Raw genomic sequence first — 18,287 nt, forward strand, 5'->3', positions numbered from 1 at the left:
ACGGTGCGGCGCGGCGGGGCGCGCCCGGATCAGGGACGGACCAGGTCGTCGTCGGCCGTGGCGGGCGCCGCGGCGGCGAGCCGCTCGGCGCGGGCGGCACGCCGGCCCAGGACGGCGAGCACGACGACGGAGGCGGCGAGCACGGCGCCGGCGATGACCCAGACCGCGGCTGCGCCCAGCGGCTCCAGGACGCCGCCGGCGGCGACCAGCACCGCGGACACGACGTACCAGTCCGGGTCGGCGAGGGTCGCGAGCTCGGGCGCGGTGCCGGAGAACACGCCCCAGAACACCCACTGCCCGACGGCGAGGACGACACCGTTCAGCACGCCGCCGAACACGGCGCCGCGCCAGCCGGCGACCGCGTTGCCGAACACGCCGCCGGCACCGCCGCCGAAGAACAGCATGATCATCGGCGGCACGAGGACGAACCAGCCCGCCGCGGCGAACACCCCGAGCAGGACCAGGAAGGTGGCGGTCGAGGCGAGGAAGCCCACCATGACGGCCGTCGTGGCCTTCGGGAAGATCACCGGGATGTCGAGCGCGGGGCGCGAGCCCGGCAGCAGCTTGTCCGAGATCCCCTTGAACGACGGGACGATCTCCGCCAGGAACATCCGGACGCCGAACAGCAGGATCGCGATGCCGCCCGCGAACCGCAGCGCCTGCATGACGCCCCAGGCGAACGGGGCGAGGTCCTCGCCCGCCACCGCGGCGACCGTCTCCGGGTCGGCGAACGCGAGCGCGACGAGCATGATGACGCCGACGACGAGCGCCGTGGCGACGTTCATGTCCTTGAGGAACGCGACGCCGCGCGGCATCCGCAGCTTCTCGGTGTCGTGCTTCACCGGGTCGCCCAGCCGGAGCGCCTTCGCGCCGTACCCGGTCGCGAGCGCGAGCGTCGACGTGGTGTGCGCGAGGCCGAACTGGTCGTGGCCCATCACCCGGCGCATCAGCGGGGCGATCCAGAGCGGTTGCAGCGTGAAGTAGCAGGCGAGCACGACCGAGCCCGCGCCGACGAGCGCCCACCGGTCGAGGTCGCCGAACGCCTCGACGAAGCAGGCGGCGACGACGATGCTCATCCAGAGCATGAGGTGGCCGGTCAGGTACACGTACCGAGCCGACCGGAACAGCCGCACCAGGACCAGGTGCAGCACGAAGCCGCCCGCGATGATGAGCGGGGCTGCGGCGCCCGGGCCGGCGAGGAAGTCGTCGAGCGTGGTGGTCGCCGCGGGCGGCTCGACGCCGACGGCGCTGGAGACGATCGCCTGGAAGCTCGCGAGCCCGCCGACGAACACGTCGATGCCGACCGTCATGATGACGACGCCGATGGCCGCACGCAGGGTGCCGCCGATGACGTCCTCGGCCGGCTTGCGCTGGAGCAGCAGCCCGACGAGGGCGATCAGGCCGATGAGGATCGGGACCTGGCTCAGCAGGTTGTCGGCGAGGCCTTGAAGGATGTCCTGCACCATTGCACGCGTCCCTTCGCGGGGTGGACCGGTATAGACCGGACCATACCGGCGCCGCCGCGAGCGGGACAAGACCCGATGCGGCCCGGATCAGCCCCCCGTCGACTCCCGCACGATCACCCGCGGCGTGACGGTCTCCACCCCGCCCGGGTCGCGGCCCTCGAGCCGCGCGAACAGCCGCTCCGCCGCCCGCCGGCCCATGAGCTGGAAGTTCATGTCGATGCTCGTCAGCGCCGGGCGGCACCCGGCGATCATCGGCTCCCAGTTGTCGAAGCCGATCACCGCGACGTCGTCGGGCACCCGCACCCCGCGGTCGTGCAGCGCGTCCAGGACGCCGCGGGCGATCTGGTCGCTGCCGCAGACGACGGCGTCGACGTCCTGCTCCAGCATCGCCGCCACGGACGAGCGGCCCCACGCCTCGGACCACGAGCCGTACCGCACCGGCCCGACCCGCTCGAGCCCGTGCTCGGCCAGGGCGGCGTCGGCGCCCGCGGCGCGGTCGGTGGCGGCGGCGTAGGTGATGTCGCCGGAGACGTGCGCGATGCGGCGGCGGCCCGTGGCGAGGAGGTGCTCGACGGCGATGCGGCCGGCCGTGACGTTGTCGGGGACGACCGACGCGTCGGCGGGGTCGGTCGACGGCGCGTACGTGTAGACCACCGGGACGGGCAGGTCCCGGCCCAGCGGGGGCCGGGCGTCGGTCTGCGAGCCGACGACGATCAGGCCGTCCACCCGGCGGCCGAGCAGCGTCGACAGGTGGTGCTGCTCGCGGATGGCGTCGCCGCGGGAGTCGCACAGCAGCACGCTCGACCGGCCCGCGCCGAACGCGTCCTCGGCGCCCATGAGGATCGGCAGCGAGAACCGGCCCTCGAGGTCGTGCGTCAGCAGGCCGACGGTGCCGGTGTGCCCGTCGAGCATGGCCCGGGCGAGCGCGTTGGGCGTGAACGACAGCCGCTCCGCGACGTCGAGGACCCGGCGCCGGGTGTCCGGGCTGACCTCGGCCTTGCCGTTGATCGCCTTGGACGCCGTGGCGACCGAGACGCCGGCGAGCTGCGCGACGTCGCGCAACGTCACCTGGCGCCGGCCCGGTGCGTCGGTGCTCATGGATGCCCCCTGTCCTGGTGCTGGGACGCAGCGTACGACGAAAACGTCGCACCTCGGCACCCCGTTGACGCCCGCGACGCCCCGGTGCTAGCGTCCCCGAAAACCGTTTCGGGTGTTTTCGTCCGGGGCGGCGCACCAGCGATGGCCGCGGCACCGATGCCCGGCCACCGACCGCACTCGACGAGGAGACCGGTCCGCATGAACGCACGACGCAGCTCGCTCATCGCCCTGGCCGCCGTGGGCGCGCTCGGGCTCGCCGCCTGCTCCGGCGGCACCAGCGCCGGGGGCGGCGGTGGCTCGACCTCCGGGGGCGACGGCGGGGGCGACGGCGTCGTCACCGTCTGGCACTACTTCTCCGACCCCAACCAGGTCGCGCTCATGGACGCGTACAAGGAGAAGTTCGAGTCCGAGAACGACGCGACCGTCGAGAACGTCTACGTCCCCTACGACCAGATGAACTCGAAGCTCGTGTCCGCCGCGGGCGCCGGCACCGGCCCCGACGTCGTCGTGTTCAACGGCGCGGAGGCCGCGACGCTCGCGCTCGGCGGCGTGCTCGCGCCGCTCGACGAGCAGTGGGCGGACTTCGCGGACGCCGACCAGTTCCCCGACTCGGTCCTGCACAGCGTCGACGACCAGCTGTACGCCGTGCAGGGCTACGTGAACCTGCTGGGCCTCTGGTACAACCAGGACATCCTCGACGAGATCGGGGTCGAGCCGCCCACCACGATGGACGAGCTCGAGGCCGCGATGGCCGCCGCGAAGGACGCCGGGTACGGCGGCATCACGCTGTCCGGCCTGCCGCAGTCGCAGGGCGAGTGGCAGGCGTACCCGTGGATCAGCGACGCCGGCTTCGACTACGAGAACCTCGACGCCGACGCGCTGGCGTCCGGGTTCGAGCGCGTGCGCGGCTGGGTCGACAACGGCTGGCTGACGCAGGAGGCCGTGACCTGGGACCAGACGGTGCCGTTCCAGCAGTTCGCGGCCGGGAAGACGGCGTTCGCGCAGAACGGCAACTGGCAGATCGGCACCGCCGAGTCCGACGCCGACTTCGCCTACGGCGTCGTCCCGCTGCCGCTCGGCGACACCGGCCAGGTGTACCTGGGCGGCGAGGGCGAGGGCATCGGCGCGCACGCTGACGACCCGGAGCTGGCGTGGGAGTACCTGCAGAGCACGTACCTCGACGCGAAGGGCCAGGAGCTGGCCCCCGACCTGGTCGGCTCGATCCCGTCCCGCGCCGACACCGCACAGGCCGACGTGGTGACGAGCAACGACCTGCTCGACCCGTTCGCCCGCACGATCGCCGACTTCGGCGCCAGCTACCCGGCGGCCTCGATCCCGCCGGCCGCCGTCGCGGACGTGCAGCTCACGGTCGGCCAGGCCTGGTCCGCCGTCATCGGCGGCCAGCAGGCGCCCCGGGCCGCGGCCGACCAGGCGGTCGCCGCGCTGAAGAGCCAGATCGGCTGACGAGACCGCCATGTCCGCACCCGTCACCACCGCGCCCGTGCGGCAGGCGAGGGCCGGCTCCGCCCCGACGACCCGGCGTCGTCGGGGCGGCAGCCGGATCGTGTTCCTGCTGCCCGCGGCCGTGTTCCTCGGCCTGTTCAGCCTGTACCCGCTCGTCCAGCTCGCCCGGATGGCGGTCAGCCAGGTCACCGCCGCCACCCTGAACGCCGACTGGGTGTTCACCGGCCTCGACAACGTCCGCCGCGGCTTCGAGACCGGGCAGACCGGGCCGGCGATCAGCCGCACGCTGGTGTTCGTCGTCGTGGTGACCGTGCTCGGCATGCTCGTCGGGTTCGGCGCGGCGGTCGCCCTGCGCACCACGGGCCGGTGGTCGGCCTGGCTGCTCGCGCTCATGGTGTTCGTCTGGGCGCTGCCGCCGGTGGTGAACGGGTCGGTCTGGAAGTTCCTGCTCAACGACGCCGGGCTGATCAACACCGTCCTCACGAGCACCGGCCTGCGCGACACCCCCGTGCCGTTCCTCTACGACCAGCACTGGGCGCTGTTCTCCGTGGCGTTCGTCAACGCGTTCGCGGTCATCCCGTTCAACACCCTCGTGTTCCGGGCCGCGCTCATGACGATCGACCCCGAGGTGTTCGAGGCGGCGCAGCTCGACGGCGCCAGCAAGTGGCAGCAGATCCGGCACATCATGGTGCCGTCGGTCCGCCCGACCACGCTGGTGCTGCTGATCCTCACCCTGGTCTACGGGTTCCGGTCGTTCGACTTCATCTACGTGATGACGTACGGCGGCCCGGGTACCGCGACCAACACCCTGCCGTTCCTGGGCTACCTGCAGGCCTTCGTCCGCTACGACTACGGGCTCGGCGCGGCCACCTCCGCGCTCGCCGTGGTCGGCGTGCTGGTCCTGGCCGTGGTCTACGCCCGGAGCATCAAGCGCGAGGAGGCGGACGGATGAGCGTCAAGGCCGGCCCGCTGGCGGTCGCCGCCAAGGTCCTGCTCACCCTGATGTACGGGGTGCCGATCCTGTGGATCCTGCTCACCTCGGTGAAGTCGTCGGACGACGTCTTCGACCCGAGCCGCACGTTCCTGTTCCGCCCGGTCACCACCGCGTACGTCGAGGCGCTGAGCGGCGACCTGTTCCGGGCCCTGCTGCAGTCCGTGATCATCGCGACCAGCACCACCGCGCTGGTCCTGGTGATCGCGATCCCCGCCGCGTACGGCCTGGCCCGCACCCGCGGGTGGCTGCCCACGGTGGCGCTCGGCCTGCTGATCGTGCTGCAGATGATGCCGCAGACGGCCACCGTCATCCCGCTGTTCCAGGCGTTCTCCGGCTGGCGGCTGCTCGACACCACGATGGCGGTGGTGCTCGCCGACGCCGCGCTGCTGACCCCGTTCGCCACCCTGCTGCTGCGCCCGTTCTTCCGGGCGGTGCCGCCGCAGATCGAGGAGGCGTCGTCGATCGACGGCGCGGGCATGCTCCGGACGTTCTGGTCGGTCGTGCTGCCCGTCGCCCGCAACGGCGTCGCCACCGTCGGCACGCTGACGTTCCTGCTGGCGTGGGGCGAGTTCCTGTACGCCGTGAACTTCTACCTGACCCCCGGGCAGTACCCGCTGTCCGCGCTGCTCGCGCAGCAGGTGAGCGCCTTCGGCATCAACTGGCCTGGGCTCATGGCGCTGGCCGTGCTCACCTCGATCCCGATCCTCGTCGTGTTCAGCAGCACCTACCGGCTGCTGCGCGACGGCCTGACCGTCGGCGCGGTGAAGTGACCGCCGCCCGCCCGCGCCCTGGAGGCGACATGTCCGACACGTCCACGACCACCGTCGACCGCACGGCGCAGCACGGCCGCCCGCTCGTCCCCTCCGCCGCCCGCTGGCGCCCGCTCGGCATCGACGAGGTCCGCCTCGAGGGCGGGTTCTGGGGCGAGCTGCAGGAGCGCAACGCGACCGCGATGATCGCCCACGCCGAGCGGTGGGTGGAGGAGATGGGCTGGGCCGGGAACTTCGACCTCGCCGCGGCCGGCACGCTGCCCGAGGGCCGCCGCGGCCGCGAGTTCTCCGACTCCGAGATCTACAAGCTGCTCGAGGCGATGTCCTGGGAGGTCGGCCGCACCGGCGACGCCGACCTCGACCGCCGGCTCCGGGCGCTCGCGTCCCGGGTCGCCGCCGCGCAGGAGCCGGACGGGTACATCTCGACGATGTTCGGCCGCCCGGGCCAGGGCGCGCGCTGGTCCGACCCCGAGTGGGGCCACGAGCTGTACTGCATCGGTCACCTGATCCAGGCGGGCGTGGCCCGGGCGCGGACGCACGGCGACGACGAGCTGGTGCAGGTCGCGATCCGCGCGGCCGACCACGTGTGCGACGTCTTCGGGCCGGAGGGCCGGCAGGGCGTCGACGGGCACCCGGAGATCGAGCCCGCTCTGGTGGAGCTGTACCGGCTCACCGGCGAGCGCCGGTACCTGGACCAGGCGCGGCTGTTCGTCGACCGCCGGGGGCACGGCGTGCTCGACGACATCGAGCTCGGCCGGTCCTACTTCCAGGACGACGAGCCGGTCCGGGAGTCGACCACGCTGCGCGGGCACGCCGTCCGCGCGCTCTACCTCGCCGCGGGTGCCGCGGACCTCGCGGTCGAGGACGGTGACGACGAGCTGCTCGCGGCCGTGACCCGGCAGGTCCGGTCGGCGCTCGCGCGCCGCACCTACCTGACCGGCGGCATGGGGGCGCACCACGAGGGGGAGTCGTTCGGCCTCGACTTCGAGCTGCCGCCGGACCGCGCCTACGCGGAGACCTGCGCCGGCATCGGGTCGGTCATGGCCAACCACCGGCTGCTGCTGCAGTCCGGCGACGCCCGGCACGCGGACGCCGTCGAGCGCACGCTGTTCAACGTGCTCGCCGCCTCGCCGTCGGCCGAGGGCACCGCGTTCTTCTACACGAACCCCCTCCAGCAGCGGGTGCCGGGCGACGTCCCGGACCCGGACGTGGCCAGCCCGCGCGCGTCGTCCAGCCTGCGGGCGCCGTGGTTCCACGTGTCCTGCTGCCCGACGAACGTGACCCGCACCGTCGCGTCGCTCGCGGCCTACGTGGCCAGCACGGACGACGACGGGGTGCAGCTGCACCAGTACGCCGCGGGCACCGTCGCGGCGACGGTCGGCGGCGAGCCGGTGCGCCTCCAGGTCGGGACCGGGTACCCGCACGACGGGCGCGTGGTCGTGTCGGTCGAGGAGGCGCCGGCGGCGTGGACGCTCACGCTGCGGGTGCCGTCGTGGGCGGCGGGCGCCACCGTGGACGGCCGAGCGGTCGAGCCGGGGTACGTGGCCGTCGCCGGGCCGGTGGCGGGCGGGAGCGTCGTGCTGGACCTGCCCGTCGCGCCGCGGTTCACCGTCGCGGACCCGCGGGTCGACGCCGTCCGGGGTCAGGTCGCCGTCGAGGCGGGGCCGCTGGTGTACGCGCTGGAGTCCGTCGACCTCGGGACGGACGTCGGGCTGGCCCGGGTCGACACCGGGATCGCGCCCGAGGCCCGCGACGGCGCGGTGACCGTGCGCGCGCGCACGGTCGACGTCCCCGAGGGGGACTGGCCGTACGCCGACCGGGCCGCGGAGGCCGGGGAAGACGAGCCGCGCGAGGTCCCCCTGGTGCCGTACCACGCCTGGGGCAACCGCGGGCCGTCGACGATGCGGGTGTGGATGCCGGTCGGCTGACCCTGTCGGACCCGCCCCGGGCCCGACCGCGCGCGGCCTACGGTTTTCCGGCGCGCCCCAACGCCGATCGGCGGTGGCGGCGCCGGAAACCGTAGGCCGCGTCGCCGCGGTCCACGCGCGGGCTCATCCCGTGCGGGTGGCGCCCGCCCGCGAGGGCCGTCGCTAGCGTCGGCCGCGTGTCCGCCACCGGCTCGACCGACGTCGCGGCCGTCCCGACGCGGGACCTGGCCCGGTTGACGCTGCTGGGCGCGCTGGTCGGGCTGCCCGCCGGCGTGGTCGCGTTCGCGTTCGTGGGCGCGGTGCACGTGCTCCAGGACCTGCTGTGGACCGAGCTCCCCGAGGCGCTCGGCACCGACGAGCCGCCCTGGTACCTGGTGCTCGGGCTGCCGGTGGTCGCTGCGGTGCTGGTCGCGGCCGCGCGCCGGCTGCCGGGCGACGGCGGGCACGACCCGGTCGAGGGACTGAGCATGACGCCCCTGCCGCCGGTCGCCGCGGGCGGTGTCGCCCTCGCGGCGCTGGCCGGGCTCGGGTTCGGGGTGGTGCTGGGGCCGGAGGCGCCGCTGATGACGCTCGGCGGCATCGTCGGCGTGTGGATGACGTCGTGGACGGGCGTCACCGGCCGCGCGCGCGGGCTGCTCGGCGTCTCCGGGGCGTCGGGCGCGATCTCGACGCTGTTCGGCGGGCCGCTGGTCGCCGGGGTCATGCTGCTCGAGGCGGGGGCCGGGGCCCTGGCCGCCGCGGCGCTGCTCCCGCCGCTCGCGGCCGCGGCGGTGGCGTACGTGCTGGTCACGGGGTTCGGCGACTGGGCTGGCGTGCCCGTCACCGGGCTCGCCGTCCCCGACCTCCCCGAGTACGACCGTGTCCGGCCGGGGTCGCTGCTGCTGGCCCTGATGGTCGGGGTGGTCGCGGCGGCGCTGATCACCGGGGTCAGGCGGCTCGCCCGGGCGCTGCGGTCGACGGGGCCGCGTGTCGGCCGGCTGCCGCTGCTGCTCGCGTCCGGGGCGGCGGTCGGGGCGCTCGCCCTGCTGGCGGGGGCCCTCGGCGCCGACCCGCGGGACGTCCTGTTCTCCGGCCAGGCGTCGATCCCGGCGCTGGTGGCCGAGGAGTCGGTCGGCGTCGTGCTCGTGCTCGTGGTGGCGAAGGGGCTCGCCTACGGGATCAGCATGGGGGGCGGGTTCCGCGGCGGGCCGATCTTCCCGGCGATCTTCCTCGGGGTCGGGCTGGCCTCGGTCGCCGTGGCGGCGCTGAACGTGTCGCCGACGCTCGCGGTGGCCGTCGGGGCGGCTGCGGGGATGGCAGCGACCAGCCGGCTGCTGCTGTCCGCGGTGATGTTCGCGGCGCTGCTGGTCGGCCGGGCGGGGCTGGACACGGCCCCGGCGGCGGTGGTCGCGGCGGCCGCGGCCCTGCTGACGGTCCGCCTCCTCGACCCGCCGCCCCGCCCGGCCTGACCGGGCCTCGAGCGGAGACGAGTGGAACGTCCTGCCGCGACACGCCGGGCGTGTCGGGCAGGACGCTCCACTCGGGGGTCGTGCTGGGTCAGGCGCGGTGCGCCGGCTCGCCCTCCGACGGCACGCCCTCGTCGGGGTCGGCCGACGTGCGGTGCATCGGGTGCGGGTGGCTGCGCTCGAGCGAGGCGCCCTCCACGTCGACGTCCGGCAGGATCCGGTCGAGCCACTTCGGGATCCACCACGCCCACCTGCCGGCCAGGTGCATGACGGCCGGGATCAGGAGCATGCGGACCACGAACGCGTCGAGCAGCACGCCGAACGCCAGGCCGAAGCCGAGCGGCCGGATGATCGACGACTCCGCGAAGATGAACCCGGCGAACACCGAGGCCATGATGATCGCCGCCGCGGTGACGACGACCCGGCCGGCGTGCAGACCGCGCCGGACCGCCACCCGCGGGTCGACGCCGTGGGCGTAGGCCTCGCGCATGCCGGACACCAGGAACAGCTGGTAGTCCATGGCGAGGCCGAAGAGCACGCCGGTGACGATGATCGGCAGGAAGCTCAGCACCGGGCTGGGGTCGTGCACCCCGAACACCGAGCCGAGCCAGCCCCACTGGTAGATCGCCACGACGCCGCCGAACCCGGCGAACAGCGACATGACGAACCCGAGCGTCGCGGTGACCGGGACGAAGATCGACCGGAACACGATGATGAGGATGATCAGCGACAGGCCGACGACGATCGCCAGGTAGCCCGGCAGCACGTCGGACAGCTTCTCGGAGACGTCGATGTTGGCGCTCGCGGTGCCGGCGACGCCGAGCTCCACGTCTCCCTCGATCGGGGACGAGTCGCGCAGCGCGTGCACGAGGGCCTCGGTCGACTCGCTGTTCGGGCCCTCGGTCGGGACGACCTGGAACGCGAGCATCGTGCCGGCCTCGTTGGCGCCGATCGGGGCGACCGCCACGACGTCGTCGTGCGCCGCGAGCTCGGTCCCGATGCGGACCTGCTCCGCCGTCAGGTCCTCCTCGGACACCGCGTCCGGCAGGTTCGCCACGACCAGCAGCGGGCCGTTCACGCCCGCGCCGAACTTGTCCGCGGTGATCTGGTACGCCCGGTACTGGGTCGACTCCGGGGACTCCGAGGAGCCGTCCGGCAGGCCGAGCCGCATCGACAGCGCCGGGATCGCGATGATCAGCAGCGCCGCCACACCAGCGACCAGCGTGAGCACCGCGCGGGAGGTCGTCATCGGGGTGGTGGGGACGGCCTCGGGCTCCTCGTGGCCGACCGTCGCGCGCTGCTTCTTCGGCAGCACCTTGAGGCCGATCCGGGACAGCAGCGCCGGGGTCAGCGTGATCGCGATGAGGATCGCCACGAGGATGCAGATGGCGCCGACCGTGCCCATGAGGCCCAGGAACGGGATGCCGGTGACGTTGAGCGCCAGCAGCGCGACCAGGACGGTGGTACCGGCGAACACGACCGCGTTGCCCGCGGTGCCGTTGGCCAGCCCGATCGACTCCTCGAGCTCGACCCCGTCGCGCAGCTGGCGGCGGTGCCGGTTGAGGATGAACAGCGAGTAGTCGATGCCGACCGCGAGGCCGAGCATGATGCCGAGCACCGGGGTGACGGACAGCATCTCGACCGCGCCGGACAGCGCCAGCGAGGCGACCGCGCCGATGCCGACGCCGACGAGGGCGGACAGGATCGGCAGGCCGGCGGCGACCAGCGAGCCCAGCATGACCAGCAGGACGATGCCGGCGACGACCACGCCGATGACCTCGCCCGGGCCGAGCACGCTCGGGATCTCCTGGGTCAGGTCGGACGACAGCTCGACGTCCACGCCCTGCAGGTCCGCGGACTCGAGGGCGTCGACGACGGCCTCCTTGGTCTCCGGGGCGATCTCGAACTGCGAGTCCTCGAACGCGATGGTGCCGACCGCGGCGGTGCCGTCCTCGGAGACGAGGCGGATGCCGGAGGACAGCTCCAGCAGGTCGGCGCCGGCCTCGAGCTGGGCGCTCTGCGTCTCGATCTCGGCGAGGCCGTCGGTCAGCTGCTGCGCCTGCGCGTCGAGCTGCGCCTGCTGCGCGTCGATCTCCGCCTGGCCGGCGTCGAGCTGGGGCTGCACCGCGGCGAGGGCGCCCGCGGCCTCCGCCTGCGCGCGCTGGGTGTCGAGCTGCGCCTGCGCGGCGTCGAGCTGCTGCTGGCCGGCGTCGAGCTGGGCCTGCCCCGCCTCGAGCTGGGCCTGGCCCTGCTCGATCTGGTCGCGGCCGGCGGTGACCTGCGCCTGCTGCTCCTCGAGCTGGGCGGTCGTCTGGAACGGGTCGGTGGCGCCCGTGACGCCGTCGACGTCCGCGAGGCCGGCCAGCGTGTCGCTGATCGCGGTCTGCTGGGCGTCGGTGAACGGGGCGTCGTCGGCGGTGTGGAACACCACCGTGCCGCTGCCGCCGCTCGCGGCGGGGAACTCGTCGGCCAGCTGCTCGGTCACGCGCTCGGTGGCGGTGCCGGGGATGGTGACGGCGGAGGTGAGCTGCCCGCCGAACGCGAAGTACGCGCCGACGGCCAGGGCGAGCACGACGACCCAGGCCGTCACGACGGCCCAGGCGCGGCGGGCCGAGAAGCGCCCGATGCGGTAGAGGAGTCCTGCCATGGTCCCTGTTCTCTCGGTGGTGGTGGGAGTGCGGGGCGTCAGTGCTCCGGCATGTACCCGGCTCGGACGCTCTGGATGAGCCGGTCGACGAGGGCGTCCCACTGCGCGCGGGCGTCCGGCGCGGTGGGGTCGGTGGTGGTGCACCAGTGCATCGCGATGACGGCGACGCCGTGCACCAGGGAGGAGACGAGCAGCCGGACGTCCAGCAGCTCGGCGCGCGGGTAGCGGCGGACCAGCTCGGCCGAGAGGTGGTCGGCGACCCGGGAGAACGCCTCCTGCGCCAGCATGTTCGCCCGGGGGTCGTCACCCTCGGCGAGCGGGCCGAGCGCGCCGGCCAGGTAGGTGATCGCGGGCGGCAGGTCCGCGCCGCGGAGGGTCTGCGCGAGCTCGTCGAACATCGACGCCCGGGTGCCGTCGCCCACCGGGGTCGCGCTCGCGACGGCCTGGACCTGGTCGATGACCACGCCGAGCCGCTCGGTGCAGGTGGACAGGACGACGTCCTCGAGCGACCCGAAGTGGTTGAACACGGTGCGCCGGGACACGTCGGCGCGCTCGGCGAGCTCGTCGACGGTGAACTGGGCGGTGCCGCGCTCGGCGATCAGGGCGTCGGCGGCGTCCAGGATCGCGCGCCGGGACCGCGCCTTGAGCGCCGCCCGCCGGTCCGTCCCCGCCGTCTCCGTCGTCACGCGGACGACCGTAGGCACGTGGGTGCACTCTGTGCAACCGTGCACGGGGTGCAATGCGGGCAGGTGTGGCTCAGGTCACGAGCCCGGCGCGGTGCGCGACCGCGGCGGCCTCCAGCCGGGTCCGGCAGCCCAGCTTCGCGAGCACCCGGCTGACGTGGGTCTTCGCGGTGGTCTCGGAGACAGTCAGGGCGTCGGCGACCTGCTGGTTGGACCGGCCGCCGGCGAGGAGCACCAGCACCTCGCGCTCGCGGGCGGTGAGCAGGTCGAGCCCGGGCGGCGGCTCCACCGGGCCGGCGCCGGGAGCAGGGCCCTCGGGCGCAGACACCGACGCGGCGAGCACCCGGCGGGTCACCTCGGGCGCGAGGACGCCCTCGCCGGCGGCGACCCGGCGCACGGCCTCGACCAGCTCCGCCGCCCCGACCGACTTGAGCAGGAAGCCGACGGCGCCCGCGCGCAGCACCCCGAACAGGTACTCGTCGAGGTCGAAGGTGGTCAGCGCGACGACGGCGCCGAGGCCCTCGGCGGCGATGCGGCGGGTCGCCTCGATGCCGTCGGTGCCAGGCATCCGGACATCCATGAGCACGACGTCGGGGCGCAGGGCGCGGGCGTTGGCGACGGCGGCGGCGCCGTCGGCGGCCTCGCCCACGACCGTGACGTCCGGCGCCTGGTCGAGCATGAGGCGCAGGCCGGCTCGGATGGCGCCGTGGTCGTCGGCGAGCAGGACGCGGACCGTCATCGGGCTGCCGCCGTGCGGGTGGCGGGGGCGGCCGGGCGCCCGGCGGCTGGAAGGGCGGCGTCGGCGAGCGGCAGCACCGCACGCACCCGCCACCGAGCGCCCTCGGGGCCGGCGGTCACGTCGCCGCCGAGGGACCGGGCGCGCTCGCGCATGGTGAGCAGCCCGGTCGCGGACCCGAGGCCGGCCCGGCCCTGGCTGCCGGCCGGGTCCGCGCCCTCCGCGCCCGGGTCGACCGCCGGCCGGAGCGCGCTCACGACCTCCACCTCCAGCAGGCCGTCGCCCGCGGCCACCCGCACGTCCACCCGGCCCCCGGCCGGCCCGTGCGCGGCGGCGTTCCGCAGCGCCTCGCCCGCGATGCGGTACGCGGCCTGGTCGACCACCGCGGGCAGCGCAGGCTGCGGGGACGCGGACACGCGCACGTCCAGGCCGCGGCCCTCGGCGTCGGCGACCAGGTCGGGCAGCCGGTCCAGCCCGGCAGCCGCCCCGGCCGGCGGGTCGCCCCCGCCCCCGCGCAGCACGAGCACCATCGACCGCATCTCGGCGAGCGACGCGACCGCCTCCGCGCGGACGGCGCCGAGCGCGGCCCGGTCGCGCCCCGCCTCCGGCTCCCCGGCGAGCGCCGCCTCGGCGTGGATCGCGATCGCCGACAGCCGGGACGCGACCACGTCGTGCAGGTCGCGGGCCATCGCGGCGCGCTCCTCCCGCACGGCGGCGTCCCGGTCGAGATCGGCGATCCGCTCGACGTCCGCGGCGTGCGCCCGCGCGAGGTCGGCCTGCCGCCGCTCCAGCGCGGCGCGGCGCGCCTCGAACGCGGCCGACTCCGTGCGGATCCGGACGTCGGCCGCCCACCACAGCGGCGTGACCAGCACCGCGGCGGCGAACAGCAGCGCCTGGGCGGCGTCGCGGAGGCCGTCGCCGAGGACGCCGCCGGCGACCGCCGCCGCGGTTGTCAGCACGGCCACCACGGCGACGAGCCCGCGCCGCCCGCGCGCGGGCAGGTGCATCCCGGCCGAGTACAGCGCGTCCCACAGCACCAGCAGCAGGCCGACCGAGCCGCCGACGGGCAGGGTCCCGGCGAACGCGCCCGTCGCCACGAGCAGCACCGCCAGCGGGTGCCGGCGCTTGGCGGCGAGGGCCGCGCAGCCGGCGACCAGGAGCGCGGCGTGCAGCGCGTCCGCCGCCGGGCCGTCGGCCGCCGGGGCGGTGCTCGTCACGCCGAGGCCGAGCAGCAGCAGGCCGACGCCGAGGTACACCAGGGCGACGCCGCGGTCGTCGAGCCGCGGCCACCGGGCGGGTCGTCGCGGAGGCATGCGGCCATCCCAGCACGGACCTCCGCCCCGGCGGGTCCTCCGAACGGACGACGCGCGCCGCCGGGATCGTGCGGACGGCCGACGCCGGCGCCCCGTCCCCGCCGCGAGGCTGCCCGGCATGGACGCCCTGCGCGAGAACCCCGTCGCCCTGCTCGTCGTCGCCTGCGAGGTCGCCTTCTGGGTGTTCCTCGCCGCGGCGGTCGTCGCGCGCTACGTGCTGCGGCGGCGCCGCCTGTCGACGGTGCTGCTGCTCTGCGAGCCGCTGCTCGAGGTGGTGCTGCTGGTCGCGACGGTCGGCGACCTGCTCCGGGGCAGCGAGGCGACCTGGACCCACGGGCTCGCGGCGCTCTACCTCGGGTTCACGGTCGCGTTCGGGAAGCGGACGGTGCACGCGGTCGACGCGTGGGTGGCGCACCGGTTCTTCGGCGGGCCCGAGCCGGTGCGGCCGCCGAAGCACGGGCCGGTGCGGGTCCGGTACGAGTGGGCGCTGTGGCTCCGGGTGCTGCTGGCCTGGGCCGTCGCGTGGGCCGTGCTCGGCGTGCTGCTGCTGGTCGCCTCCGGCGCGGGCGAGGCGGCGGCGCAGCAGCGCGAGGTGCTGCTCGGCTGGGGGGCGCGAGCCACGCTCGTGCTGGTGGCGTGGCTGGTGTTCGGCCCGGTGTGGGAGACGCTGACGCCCGCGCGGCGCGAGGAGGAGCCCCGCGCGGGCGACGGCGCTCAGCCCGCGAAGATCCGGCGGTAGGTCTCCGGCGGGAGCTTCGGGTTCCGGTGCTCGTCGCACAGGCCGTTGGTCTCGAGGCCGGTGTCGGTGAGCTGGGTGTAGCAGTAGCCCTGCAGCACCGTCGACGCGCGGACGGCCCCGACGATGTCGGACAGCCGCGCCTCCAGGTCCTCGGTCGACCGGGCCTCGGAGTAGCCCCACGACCCCTCCGGCGCGCCGGGTGCGTAGGAGACGCCGCCGAACTCGGTCAGCAGCACGGGGATGGCGCCCGGCTCGGGGGCCGGGCCGCCGACCCACATCCGCCGCCCGGCCGGCCCGACGCCGTCGAGGGTCGCCGCGACCGCCGCCGCGTCCGCGTACCGCGGGCCGAGCACCGCGCCGCTGTCGGCGTAGTCGTGCACGGTCAGGAGGTCGGAGGCCGTGTGCTCCCAGCCGTCGTTCGAGATGACCGGGCGGGTCGGGTCGAGCGCGCGGGTGAGGTCGGTGAGCGCCCGGCTGTAGGCCTGCTGCGCCGGGTCGTGCGGGATGTGCTGCACCCCCCAGGACTCGTTGAACGGCACCCACGCGATGATCGACGGGTGCGAGACGTCGCGGCGCACGACGTCCAGCCACTCGCGGGTCAGCTGGGCGACCGCCTCGTCGCTGAACCGGTACGCGCCGGCCGTCTCCGACCACACCGCGAGCCCGAGCGCGTCGCACCAGTACAGGTACCGCGGGTCCTCGACCTTCTGGTGCACCCGGACCGCGTTGAACCCGAGGTCCTTGGTCAGCTGCACCTCCGCGCGCAGGGCGTCGGGGCTCGGCGGGGTCAGGTGCGACTCCGGCCAGTACCCCTGCTCGAGGACGGACCGCAGGAAGAACGGCCGGTCGTTGAGCAGCAGAGTGCCGCCGTGCACCGCGACCGAGCGCAGGCCGCAGTACGACTCCAGGCGGTCGAGCTCCGCTCCGTCGGCGAGCAGGGTGACCTCCGCGTCGAGCAGCACCGGGCTGTCCGGCGACCACAGCAGCCGCTCGTAGAGCTGGCCGTTGGCCTGCCGGGGGATCGCGACGGACACGTCGGCCACGGAGCCCTCGACCGGCACCTCGGCCGCGCCCAGGTCCTCGCCGGCCCGGGTCAGCCGCACCCGGACCCGGATGCCCGCGGGCGCGGTGGCGCGCAGCCGGACCTGGGCGGTCACCCGGCCGCCGGGAACGTCGGGACGCCACGCGACGTCGGCCACGGCGACCGGCGGCACCTGCTCCAGCCAGACCGTGCGCCAGATGCCGGAGGTGCGGTGGTACCAGATCGCGTGCTGCTCGGGCTGCCAGTCCTGCTTGCCGCGGGGCTGCTCGACGTCGGTGCGGTCGTCGGTCGCGCGCACCACGACGACGTGCGCGTCGGGCGCGGTCGCCGGGTCGAGCAGGTCGGTGACGTCGACCGAGAACGGGGTCTGGCCGCCCTCGTGCCGGACCGCGTGCTGGCCGTCGACCCACACGTCGGCCTCGTGGTCGACGGCGCCGAGGTGCAGCAGCAGCCGGTCTGCGCCCGCGCCCGCGCCGAGGTCGGCCGGGACCGAGAACGACCGGCGGTACCAGAGGGCCGCGTGGTCGGCGTGGTCGCCCACGCCCGAGGCGGACGACTCCGGCGGGAACGGCACGACGATCTCGCGGTCGAACCGGTCCGCCGCCGACGGGGCGTGCCAGCGCTCGCGCAGCCCGGCGTCCGCGTCGTCGAACGCGAAGGCCCACGGCCCGTCGAGCGACCACCAGCGGTCCGGGCGGACGAGCTGGGGGCGGGGGTGCAGGCCGCGGTCGGCTGCTGACGTCGTCGTCATGGCGGTCCTTCGGGGTCACGGGTGTGCTGGCCAGGTCGCGCACGGCCATGTTGCCACGTGGCAAACAAGCGCGTCACGTCATGCGCCGGTGCGTGTCGGGTGCCGGGCCGCGTGCGACGCGGGGATCAGGACGCGGCGGTCGACTCCCGGCCCACGACCGCGTGCGGCACGGTCACGTCCTCGGCGGGCCCGGCCTCCTCGCCGAGCTGCACCCGCGTCACCAGCCGGCCGACCGCGGCCCGCGCGATCGCGTCCCGGTCCGGCCGCACCGACGACAGCGACGGCGTGGCGAACCGCGCCTCCTCGACGTCGTCGAACCCCATGATCGCCACGTCCTGGGGCACCCGGATCCCGCGGGTCAGGCACGCGCGGAGCGCGCCCGCGGCGAGCACGTCGGTGAAGCAGAACACCGCGTCCGGCCGCGGGTCCTCGTCCAGCAGGGCCGACATGGCGTCGAACCCCGCGGACCGCTCGTAGGCGTCGACGTACCGCATGAGCCGGGGGTCCGCGGGCAGATCGGCGTCCTCCAGCGCGAGCCGGTACCCCGCCTCGCGCTGGCGGCCCGTGCGGGCGGCGGCCCCGGGCTCGAGCCCGATCGCCGCGATCCGCCGCCGTCCCGCGGCCGCCAGGTGCGCGGTGGCCTCGCGCGCGGCGGCGACGTTGTCGATGTGCACGTGGTCGAAGGACGTCGGGACGGTCCGCTCGCCCAGCAGCACCACGGGCCGGTCCGGGTCCGCGGCGGCCAGGTCGTCCGGGGTCAGCGCCAGCGGGCTGAGCACCAGGCCGTCGAACAGCGCGCCGCGCGGGCCGCGCAGCAGCAGCTCGCGCTCGCGGTCGGGGTCGCCGTCGGTCTGGTCGACGACGACCGTGAACCCGGCGCCCGTGGCCTCGCGCACCACGGCGCGGGCGAGCTCGGCGAAGTAGGGCTGGTCCAGCGCCGGCACGACCAGGCCCAGCAGGCCGGTGCGGCCGGTGCGCAGCGAGCGTGCGGCGGCGTTCGCGCGGTAGCCGAGCCGGTCGATGACGGACTGCACGTGCGCGCGGGTCCGGGGGGCGACGTGCGGGTAGCCGGTGACGACGTTCGACACGGTGCGCGGGGACACGCCCGCCGCCCGGGCCACCTCCTGCAGCGTCACCGCCGCCCTGCGCGCCATGCGGGGCACCCTAGCGCGGCGCTCCGCGCGCCCCGCGGGCTGACGCCCGCCCCGCCC

At 75.2% G+C, this 18,287-nt stretch carries 14 protein-coding genes; 6 read left to right on the top strand and 8 right to left on the bottom strand.

Going from position 1 to position 18,287, the window contains the following annotated elements; all coding sequences use genetic code 11:
• Nucleotides 1–29 precede the first annotated feature (29 nt).
• Both J5O08_RS08020 and J5O08_RS08025 read right to left on the bottom strand, forming a co-directional pair.
• Entirely contained in the window at nucleotides 30–1,466 is a 1,437-nt protein-coding gene (locus tag J5O08_RS08020; protein WP_218706358.1) for a PTS ascorbate transporter subunit IIC, read from the bottom strand.
• 87 nt (nucleotides 1,467–1,553) lie between these two features.
• A complete protein-coding gene (locus tag J5O08_RS08025; protein WP_217616698.1) occupies nucleotides 1,554–2,564 on the bottom strand; it encodes a LacI family DNA-binding transcriptional regulator in 1,011 nt (336 codons plus the stop codon).
• Nucleotides 2,565–2,762: 198 nt separating this feature from the next.
• Between J5O08_RS08025 and J5O08_RS08030 the strand changes: the two genes are divergently transcribed.
• From J5O08_RS08030 to J5O08_RS08050, 5 genes are all read left to right on the top strand, one after another.
• Entirely contained in the window at nucleotides 2,763–4,028 is a 1,266-nt protein-coding gene (locus tag J5O08_RS08030) for an extracellular solute-binding protein (RefSeq protein ID WP_218706359.1), read from the top strand.
• A 10-nt stretch (nucleotides 4,029–4,038) separates the two neighbouring features.
• The gene (locus J5O08_RS08035; RefSeq protein WP_218706360.1) at nucleotides 4,039–4,980 is read left to right on the top strand and encodes a carbohydrate ABC transporter permease; all 942 of its coding nucleotides are present in this window, start codon (nucleotides 4,039–4,041) and stop codon (nucleotides 4,978–4,980) included.
• Nucleotides 4,977–5,792: a carbohydrate ABC transporter permease gene (locus J5O08_RS08040; protein WP_218706361.1), complete on the top strand. Its 816-nt coding sequence runs from the start codon at nucleotides 4,977–4,979 to the stop codon at nucleotides 5,790–5,792. Before J5O08_RS08035 ends, J5O08_RS08040 begins: the two co-directional genes overlap by 4 nt.
• 29 nt (nucleotides 5,793–5,821) lie before the next feature.
• The gene (locus J5O08_RS08045) at nucleotides 5,822–7,720 is read left to right on the top strand and encodes a glycoside hydrolase family 127 protein (protein ID WP_218706362.1); all 1,899 of its coding nucleotides are present in this window, start codon (nucleotides 5,822–5,824) and stop codon (nucleotides 7,718–7,720) included.
• Nucleotides 7,721–7,896: 176 nt separating this feature from the next.
• Nucleotides 7,897–9,168, top strand: a complete 1,272-nt coding sequence (locus J5O08_RS08050; protein WP_218706363.1) for a chloride channel protein — start codon at nucleotides 7,897–7,899, stop codon at nucleotides 9,166–9,168.
• An 88-nt stretch (nucleotides 9,169–9,256) separates the two neighbouring features.
• On the opposite strand, the gene J5O08_RS08055 is transcribed toward J5O08_RS08050, so the two are convergent.
• The 4 genes from J5O08_RS08055 to J5O08_RS08070 all read right to left on the bottom strand — a co-directional run bounded on the left by J5O08_RS08055 (nucleotide 9,257) and on the right by J5O08_RS08070 (nucleotide 14,544).
• On the bottom strand, nucleotides 9,257–11,812 hold the full coding sequence (locus J5O08_RS08055) for an MMPL family transporter (protein WP_218706364.1): 2,556 nt from the start codon (nucleotides 11,810–11,812) through the stop codon (nucleotides 9,257–9,259).
• Between the two features lie 38 nt (nucleotides 11,813–11,850).
• Nucleotides 11,851–12,498 carry a TetR/AcrR family transcriptional regulator gene (locus J5O08_RS08060; protein WP_218706365.1) on the bottom strand — a complete coding sequence of 216 codons (648 nt, stop codon included), beginning with the start codon at nucleotides 12,496–12,498 and terminating at the stop codon, nucleotides 11,851–11,853.
• Nucleotides 12,499–12,568: 70 nt separating this feature from the next.
• Nucleotides 12,569–13,234, bottom strand: a complete 666-nt coding sequence (locus J5O08_RS08065; protein ID WP_218706366.1) for a response regulator transcription factor — start codon at nucleotides 13,232–13,234, stop codon at nucleotides 12,569–12,571.
• Nucleotides 13,231–14,544: a sensor histidine kinase gene (locus J5O08_RS08070; protein WP_218706367.1), complete on the bottom strand. Its 1,314-nt coding sequence runs from the start codon at nucleotides 14,542–14,544 to the stop codon at nucleotides 13,231–13,233. The genes J5O08_RS08065 and J5O08_RS08070 overlap by 4 nt, the downstream gene beginning before the upstream one ends.
• A gap of 118 nt (nucleotides 14,545–14,662) precedes the next feature.
• Here J5O08_RS08070 and J5O08_RS08075 point away from each other — a divergent pair, with 118 nt between their 5' ends.
• Nucleotides 14,663–15,283: a hypothetical protein gene (locus tag J5O08_RS08075; protein ID WP_218706369.1), complete on the top strand. Its 621-nt coding sequence runs from the start codon at nucleotides 14,663–14,665 to the stop codon at nucleotides 15,281–15,283.
• On the opposite strand, the gene J5O08_RS08080 is transcribed toward J5O08_RS08075, so the two are convergent.
• A complete protein-coding gene (locus J5O08_RS08080; RefSeq protein ID WP_218706370.1) occupies nucleotides 15,259–17,076 on the bottom strand; it encodes a glycoside hydrolase family 2 protein in 1,818 nt (605 codons plus the stop codon). The genes J5O08_RS08075 and J5O08_RS08080 overlap by 25 nt on opposite strands.
• Nucleotides 17,077–17,201: 125 nt before the next feature.
• Nucleotides 17,202–18,230, bottom strand: a complete 1,029-nt coding sequence (locus J5O08_RS08085) for a LacI family DNA-binding transcriptional regulator (RefSeq protein WP_218706371.1) — start codon at nucleotides 18,228–18,230, stop codon at nucleotides 17,202–17,204.
• Nucleotides 18,231–18,287: the final 57 nt, after the last annotated feature.

The organism is Cellulomonas sp. PS-H5, from assembly GCF_019265565.1.
In the GTDB taxonomy this organism is placed as follows: Bacteria; Actinomycetota; Actinomycetes; order Actinomycetales; family Cellulomonadaceae; genus Cellulomonas.

Excerpts from the sequence above, each read along its gene's own strand:
- J5O08_RS08080 (WP_218706370.1), bottom strand. The coding sequence starts at position 17,076 with ATGACGACGACGTCAGCAGCCGACCGCGGCCTGCACCCCCGCCCCCAG.
- J5O08_RS08065 (WP_218706366.1), bottom strand. The coding sequence starts at position 13,234 with ATGACGGTCCGCGTCCTGCTCGCCGACGACCACGGCGCCATCCGAGCC.
- J5O08_RS08025 (WP_217616698.1), bottom strand. The coding sequence starts at position 2,564 with ATGAGCACCGACGCACCGGGCCGGCGCCAGGTGACGTTGCGCGACGTC.
- J5O08_RS08075 (WP_218706369.1), top strand. The coding sequence starts at position 14,663 with ATGGACGCCCTGCGCGAGAACCCCGTCGCCCTGCTCGTCGTCGCCTGC.
- J5O08_RS08040 (WP_218706361.1), top strand. The coding sequence starts at position 4,977 with ATGAGCGTCAAGGCCGGCCCGCTGGCGGTCGCCGCCAAGGTCCTGCTC.
- J5O08_RS08045 (WP_218706362.1), top strand. The coding sequence starts at position 5,822 with ATGTCCGACACGTCCACGACCACCGTCGACCGCACGGCGCAGCACGGC.
- J5O08_RS08030 (WP_218706359.1), top strand. The coding sequence starts at position 2,763 with ATGAACGCACGACGCAGCTCGCTCATCGCCCTGGCCGCCGTGGGCGCG.
- J5O08_RS08055 (WP_218706364.1), bottom strand. The coding sequence starts at position 11,812 with ATGGCAGGACTCCTCTACCGCATCGGGCGCTTCTCGGCCCGCCGCGCC.
- J5O08_RS08020 (WP_218706358.1), bottom strand. The coding sequence starts at position 1,466 with ATGGTGCAGGACATCCTTCAAGGCCTCGCCGACAACCTGCTGAGCCAG.
- J5O08_RS08085 (WP_218706371.1), bottom strand. The coding sequence starts at position 18,230 with ATGGCGCGCAGGGCGGCGGTGACGCTGCAGGAGGTGGCCCGGGCGGCG.
- J5O08_RS08035 (WP_218706360.1), top strand. The coding sequence starts at position 4,039 with ATGTCCGCACCCGTCACCACCGCGCCCGTGCGGCAGGCGAGGGCCGGC.
- J5O08_RS08070 (WP_218706367.1), bottom strand. The coding sequence starts at position 14,544 with ATGCCTCCGCGACGACCCGCCCGGTGGCCGCGGCTCGACGACCGCGGC.